The organism is Agrobacterium sp. 20P9.1.2, assembly GCF_057799395.1.
The window spans coordinates 1,164,387-1,170,421 of record NZ_JBYOKI010000001.1; the positions used below are offsets into that span (position 1 = coordinate 1,164,387).

Here is a 6,035-nt window from a genome sequence, read left to right on the forward strand (position 1 = left end):
ATGTCGGGTCCGACGTTAGAGGCGGGTTAATTGAGTATGGAAGTCCAATCAATGATGCTGAACGACGTCAAGTGGGATGCCCCAGTGGTTATTTCTCTGGAAAACGGCGCCCCCCGAACCTTCAACGGCGTTTACGAGGCTTTTGATTTTTTGCAGCACGAATGGCCAAGCCGTCACGGCAAAGTCTATGAGCAGGCATTGAGGCTGTGCAGAGCCTCGCTGCTGGGAAGCGTTGCAGGCGAAATCGCACGTATCGCCTTCATAGAAGCAAGCCGTGATGCCCATTGCCTCGTGGAGACGCGAAAACTCGCTTCTTAAAACACCGCATCGATTTTTTAGAGATAACAAGCCACCCGCCGCGAACCGCCGGGTGGCTTTTTGATTCTGACAATCAATGTTTTACAAGTAGCTAAAATCGGTCCACGAAAACCTTTAGAAAACCTTTAGATTTTCGATAATAAGCGTTCTAATTTTCGCCTATATCTCGTCAAATTCTCGCTAAATTACAGGAATAGATCGACCCTCGCTGGCGGTGAGCCTGATGAGAATTATCGGCTTTCACCACTATACTTTGAATATGCGCACAAGACTTCTGACGGGGCAGGAGCGAAGTCATTGTGTGCTTCTAAAGGGCGAGAATTTGAAAGTAACTGCGTTCGTTCTGGCCGCTGCTCTTTGCACGGCTTTCACTGCACCTGCATCCGCTGGAATGCTCAATCAAGCTGAGCGATATTCCGGACTTCATGAGGGCAAAAACAACAAAACACTCAAGGCCATTCTGGGTGTCAATCCACGCAAGACGCCATGGTGTGGGCACTTCCTGAGTGTCGTCGCCGAAAAGTCGGGCAGGCAGCCACCGAAATCTTCCGGTTTTGCGAAATCATGGACGTCGTTCGGTTATGCCGTCCCAACCGGCAATGCAAAGCCCGGCGATGTCGTCGTGGTCAGAAGCGGTAAAAGCTACCATGCTGGTATTCTGAAAAGCCTCAATAAAAATACCGCCCAGATACTGGGCGGCAATCAGTCGGGTCGCGTTCAGGTCTCGAATTTCAGCCGAAAGTCGATCGTTTCTGTTCGACGCTAAAATCGGACACTTCGCGCCTTATGGCTGCTCTCTCGTGCCGGGAGCAGCATCACGCTGGTCATCATCTTCCAGATCCGTTGCCACGATGAACGCGTCTTCATGCTGACGCGCAGCCTGGCGGCGTGCACGCAGGTTGATTTCTTCATCTGGATCGAGTTCATCCGGCATGCCCTTCAACTCGCGTTCAGTATGGAAGTCGGCAACATCCTTGTCATCGATATCCAGCGGCTTGGTGTGTTTCTCTGTCATGTCGCAATCTCCTTGCTTTGCAGAGACAACGACCGGCTTCACCATGAGGTTCCCTAGTGTTTGTTCTGCGTGCGCAGGAACTAAACATTGCGCCGGATTGTTTCTCTCTCATTCATACCAAGGGAGAAGCAATATGGTTGATCGCGAAGCAGAAATTCGCAAAAAGGCTTACGAAAAATGGGAAAGCGAAGGCCGCCGCGAAGGTGACCACGAGCGCCATTGGTCAGAAGCTGAAAAGGAAATCGGTTTTGATGGCGGTGAAAATTCGCCAGCTGCAGAATCGGTAAAGAACGAACGAGCAGAAGCGCAGGATGGCAGCAGGGATCAGGACCTGGAAGAAGGTCTGGAAGACAGCTTCCCAGCCAGCGACCCTGTCTCTGCCACCTCCACTACCGTTTCCGGAGGTGCTGGAAAGAACAAAAGCTCTGCCCAGCGTCGCTAAGCAAACCTCGAAAGTTACAAATGGCGTCATTCATCGCGAATGACGCCTTTATTGTTTTCTCACCCACCACAGAAGCAAGGCAAGGCACAGCAGAGCCGTCGGCCAGAAATCTGTCGCCTGATCCCAGGACCACTTCCACATATAATAGGCGTCGAGGTGAGGCGGCGGCATATGCACCGAGACCTCATAGTCCCGCTTTTCCCGCCCGTGAAAATGACCGATGGCAAATGCCAGACCAACGATGCCTGCATCGCGCCAGTTCAGGACAATACGGAAGATGAGGGCCACCACAGCGGCCATGATAACCGCTTCGAGCATATGCCCGGCCCAGTCCCAGTCTCGCTGTATATAAGCCCAGTCGATCTGCATGACACAATCCTGTCGTGACGATGGTGTTATGAAGCCTGCGGAATGGATGTGTATGGGTGCAGCTGATGATCTTGCAGGTCTCTACCTGCATCATAACCATTTTATCTGATTAGAAAAAATGGCTCCCCGGGCCGGATTCGAACCGGCGACCTGTCGATTAACAGTCGAATGCTCTACCGCTGAGCTACCAGGGAACGTGCGCTGCTTGGCGCGGTGTGAGCGGGGTAATACAAATGCTTTTCCGATTTGCCAAGCGCTTTTTTCAAAAAAAATGAATTCCTCTTGTTTTATCCACTGAAGTCCCCACGTTTCTGGGAATGTTGGCCTCAAAAAAAATTCGCGCGGCGATCTCAAGCAAGGGTGTTTTGCAATGACTTTCGGTCTTCACCCTAAAACTGGGCGCTTGCATTTGGGAAAATGGAGCGTGGCGATGCCGCGTTCGCGAGTCGGACGCATCATTATCGGCGTTTTGCTCGTCATTGGCGGTCTGCTTGGCTTCCTGCCGATTCTCGGCTTCTGGATGGTGCCGCTCGGTCTTTTGGTGCTGTCGCAGGATTTGCCCTATGTGAGGCGCCAGCGCAGGCGCCTGACAATCTGGTGGCTTACCAAGCGGCGCGCCAGAGAAGCGCGCCGTGGGGGCATTACGCGCTCGTGAGCGAGTTGCTGATGCCCTGTCCGGCCCAAAATGCGCCGTAGGCCAGTGCCGCGAAATAAATCGTCGTCAGAATGAGGAAGAGATAGCCGCCAAGAACGGTCGCGCCATCGCGCTGGATCATGCCAGCCGAAAACAGGAGAATGGCGACACCCGGCAGCGTATTCGAAAACGGCACGAAACCCAGCGGCATCATCAGCAAAATTCCGGCGGCCATGATGGCAAGGCCATTGAGGCGGGCCATGATGGTGCCGCTGGTCAGCGCGGGCAGGCGAGGGCGCATGTAGCGGTCCAGCTTGGACACGATGTTCACGCCCTTCTGGAGAGCAGGCGCAAGCCGGGCCGTTTCCATCTGCTTGTCCAGAATCCGTTTGGGAAGCCAGGGCAGGCGGTTCAGCGTAATCGCAAGGCTGATCATGACGATCGCTGCGCCGAAGACCGTGCTGACGCCGGGAATGGACACTGGAATGAGAAAAGGCAGGCAGGCGATGGCACACATCAGCAACAAGCCCTGTTCGCCAATGGCCTCCATCAACTCGCGCAAGGTGATCGTCTTGCCGCTTAGATTGCCAATCAGCCGCTGTAAAACCGTGCTGAGGCTTTCAGATGTGTCCGTAAACGTAAAATTCTGCGTCATTCTCTATCCCGAAGCTATTTCAGTGTCGGGATAGATAACATTCCAGAAATGTCATGCCTATGGCGAACGCAACCAGTAACGCAATTGCGTGTCTCGCAACAGCGCTGTTAATGATCGCTCAGGCCCGGCTCAGTGGGATACCCACGAACTATAGGCCCCAGCCAAAAGCACAGCCACCAGAATGGCGATGATGAAAGGGTTTATCGAAGTAACGAAGCCAACATAGTCCATAACTATTTCCTCCTCCATTCGTCCCCTCACAACTATACATCAGACGCCGAAAATATACTAGCAGAAATGGTTTTATGTTTGCGTTGCAACATAAGGTTTTGCAGATTGACCGCATTTATTGCGAACTCGCCTTGCTGCGCTGCAAGATATTATCGCCATGCCTGCCTCAATATTGCTCCGCAACATTTGCCATAGGCCATCACCGTGGTTAAACCAGCCGTCTCAAAGAGGTGCGGAATGCTCAAAGGACTATACGCTTGGACCATGGCGCTCGCGGCCAGAACAACAGCCGTCTGGTGGCTGGCCATCGTCGCTTTCGTCGAAAGTTCGATTTTCGTCGTTCCGGCTGATGTTCTGTTCATACCCATGGTTCTGGCAAAGCCGAAGCGCGCCATGTTCTATGCGGGCGTGGCGACCGTGGCTTCGGTATTGGGCGGCATCGCTGGCTGGTATCTAGGCCATTATGCCTTTGAGAGCATCGCCCGACCCATTCTGGAGTTCTACGGCAAGCTTGACAGCTTCGAGCAACTGAAGGCATCCGTCGATGACCAGACCTTGTTGCTGCTGCTCGTGACCTCCGGTCTCGCCCACCTGCCGCCGATCAAGGTGGTGACGATTCTGTCCGGTGCCGCGAATATCAGCCTCGGCTTCTTCATCCTGTCGGCCATCATTGCCCGTGGCGCGCGGTTTTTCATTCTCGCCGGGCTGTTGCAGCGTTATGGAGAGCCTATCCGTGATTTCATCGAAAAGCGCCTCGGCCTTATCGCCGGGCTCTTTGCAGGTGCGCTGATTGCCGTTTACGCGGTCTATGTCTTCGTTCGGTGACATCGAAAGACTGGCCGTAACCGGCACATAAGCCATCGGGTTGCCGGCTAAGCGGCTCGTTCAGCTTAGTGTCAGCAACGGCATTCATTTTCCTGTCAAACAACAGGAAAAATGAAAATGCGTAATATCTTGCTTCGGGGCGTTCTGCCGATCCTTTCCGTCCCGTTGGTTTTCCTAGCCTATTTCGGCATTCTTCTCGTCTCCGGCAATTTTCATGAGGTCATCGCTGGGCAGCTCTATCGCTCAAGCCAGCTGAGCGATGCGCAACTGGCGCGCTACGTGAAGGAAAATGGCATCAAGACCATTATCAACCTGCGCGGCGAAAACGACGGATCCGCATGGTACAAGCATGAAACCGCAACGGCTGAAAAGCTTGGCGTCCAGCATGTCGATTTTGGAATGTCCGCCCGCAAGCAACTGGGGCTGACGCGCGTGGCGCAGCTGATTCAGATCATGCGCGATGCCCCCAAGCCTATTCTGATCCATTGCAAATCCGGTGCCGATCGCACAGGGCTCGCCTCCGCCATCTATGTCAACCGTGTCGCAGGCATGGATGAAGACACCGCCGAGCAGCAGCTCTCCATCCGCTACGGCCATCTCGGCATTCCCTTCCTGTCATCGACCTACGCGATGGACAAAAGCTGGGAAGACATCGAGCGCGCAAAGACGATCACCAGCATGGTGACGATACCGGATCAGATGATCTGATACCGTCCTTAAAAGCCGAAAGACCGGCCTCCGCACACGATGGGACGGGAATAACCCGTCTCATCTCTCACGCCCGCGCTCCTCACTTGGAGCCCACCCCCTGGTGTAGCCGTGCCCCATTGCCACGACCGCCAGGCTCAATTGATGCTGAAGGTGTTCAATCTCTTCCTGCATGGCCTCTATCGCAGCTTTGGCGTTTCCCTCATGGCACTGCAAAATATAATCCGCCACATCGACGTTGGCGGTTTTGTCATTTGGACGCACGTTCTCAATCTCCATCTTCCAGAGCCCTATGCCGCACTATGATGTCAGAAAGCACGCGCCCCCGTGCCAGCGATGTTCTTATTATGTTCCGGCTCTAATATGAGTCAAGCCGATAGCCGAAGAATCATTTTATGGATGGGAAATGGTGCGCAAAGCGCGCCAAAGAGCCTTGGCAAAAACCAACTGTAAACCGAGTCTTTTCGTGAAATCTGCTTGAGGGTGGGGAGGCCTCAAGTCTTTGAAGTAATGGTCGGAGCGGCGGGATTCGAACCTTATATGGGGCCGAGGGTGTTCACTATTCGCTACTGGCCTTTAAACCTCGTTGCAGCCCCGATGAAATGCGACGGTCAGTCATCAGGGATTGTGGTGCGCGGCAAATAGCCGCACCGATTATTGGTTTTCCTTGTCAAGCGATTTAAATGTAGTTTCCCAATTTTAAAATATAAAACTCAAGGATTTCAGATCCCAACGAAATTTTTTAAATAGGAAATCTAACGATATAGCCAGACACCGCAACGGTCATAAAGGAATTCTATTTTCCAAGGAGATGTATTCCTTGTCAATGACTATTGAG

10 protein-coding genes and 1 tRNA gene are annotated in these 6,035 nt (G+C 53.2%); 6 read left to right on the forward strand and 5 right to left on the reverse strand.

Annotation, left to right across the window (positions count from 1 at the left end; translation table 11 throughout):
* The first annotated feature begins 51 nt into the window (after positions 1 to 51).
* Both AC27VJ_RS05835 and AC27VJ_RS05840 read left to right on the forward strand, forming a co-directional pair.
* Positions 52 to 318: a DUF982 domain-containing protein gene (locus AC27VJ_RS05835; RefSeq protein ID WP_162727877.1), complete on the forward strand. Its 267-nt coding sequence runs from the start codon at positions 52 to 54 to the stop codon at positions 316 to 318.
* A 391-nt stretch (positions 319 to 709) separates the two neighbouring features.
* Complete coding sequence (locus AC27VJ_RS05840; RefSeq protein ID WP_113089526.1) at positions 710 to 1,084, forward strand: TIGR02594 family protein; 375 nt, start codon at positions 710 to 712, stop codon at positions 1,082 to 1,084.
* 18 nt (positions 1,085 to 1,102) lie between these two features.
* Here the strand turns inward: AC27VJ_RS05840 and AC27VJ_RS05845 are convergent, their stop codons facing one another.
* Positions 1,103 to 1,333, reverse strand: a complete 231-nt coding sequence (locus AC27VJ_RS05845) for a hypothetical protein (protein WP_488683134.1) — start codon at positions 1,331 to 1,333, stop codon at positions 1,103 to 1,105.
* Between the two features lie 133 nt (positions 1,334 to 1,466).
* Here AC27VJ_RS05845 and AC27VJ_RS05850 point away from each other — a divergent pair, with 133 nt between their 5' ends.
* The gene (locus tag AC27VJ_RS05850; RefSeq protein WP_488683135.1) at positions 1,467 to 1,775 is read left to right on the forward strand and encodes a DUF2934 domain-containing protein; all 309 of its coding nucleotides are present in this window, start codon (positions 1,467 to 1,469) and stop codon (positions 1,773 to 1,775) included.
* A gap of 48 nt (positions 1,776 to 1,823) precedes the next feature.
* Here the strand turns inward: AC27VJ_RS05850 and AC27VJ_RS05855 are convergent, their stop codons facing one another.
* Positions 1,824 to 2,144 (reverse strand): hypothetical protein, encoded by a 321-nt coding sequence (locus tag AC27VJ_RS05855; RefSeq protein WP_488683136.1) that lies wholly within the window; start codon positions 2,142 to 2,144, stop codon positions 1,824 to 1,826.
* A gap of 119 nt (positions 2,145 to 2,263) precedes the next feature.
* Positions 2,264 to 2,338, reverse strand: a tRNA-Asn gene (locus AC27VJ_RS05860).
* A 176-nt stretch (positions 2,339 to 2,514) separates the two neighbouring features.
* Between AC27VJ_RS05860 and AC27VJ_RS05865 the strand changes: the two genes are divergently transcribed.
* Positions 2,515 to 2,799, forward strand: coding sequence for a hypothetical protein (locus tag AC27VJ_RS05865; protein WP_113089495.1), 285 nt, complete (start codon positions 2,515 to 2,517; stop codon positions 2,797 to 2,799).
* Here AC27VJ_RS05865 and AC27VJ_RS05870 read toward each other — a convergent pair.
* The gene (locus tag AC27VJ_RS05870) at positions 2,786 to 3,433 is read right to left on the reverse strand and encodes an exopolysaccharide biosynthesis protein (RefSeq protein WP_488683137.1); all 648 of its coding nucleotides are present in this window, start codon (positions 3,431 to 3,433) and stop codon (positions 2,786 to 2,788) included. The two genes, AC27VJ_RS05865 and AC27VJ_RS05870, sit on opposite strands and share 14 nt — an antisense overlap.
* A 468-nt stretch (positions 3,434 to 3,901) precedes the next feature.
* Between AC27VJ_RS05870 and AC27VJ_RS05875 the strand changes: the two genes are divergently transcribed.
* Together AC27VJ_RS05875 and AC27VJ_RS05880 are read left to right on the forward strand one after the other, a co-directional pair.
* Positions 3,902 to 4,489: a YqaA family protein gene (locus AC27VJ_RS05875; RefSeq protein ID WP_488683138.1), complete on the forward strand. Its 588-nt coding sequence runs from the start codon at positions 3,902 to 3,904 to the stop codon at positions 4,487 to 4,489.
* A gap of 117 nt (positions 4,490 to 4,606) precedes the next feature.
* Positions 4,607 to 5,197 carry a dual specificity protein phosphatase family protein gene (locus AC27VJ_RS05880; RefSeq protein WP_488683139.1) on the forward strand — a complete coding sequence of 197 codons (591 nt, stop codon included), beginning with the start codon at positions 4,607 to 4,609 and terminating at the stop codon, positions 5,195 to 5,197.
* 60 nt (positions 5,198 to 5,257) lie between these two features.
* On the opposite strand, the gene AC27VJ_RS05885 is transcribed toward AC27VJ_RS05880, so the two are convergent.
* Positions 5,258 to 5,476 (reverse strand): hypothetical protein, encoded by a 219-nt coding sequence (locus tag AC27VJ_RS05885; RefSeq protein WP_488683140.1) that lies wholly within the window; start codon positions 5,474 to 5,476, stop codon positions 5,258 to 5,260.
* Between the last annotated feature and the right edge of the window lie 559 nt (positions 5,477 to 6,035).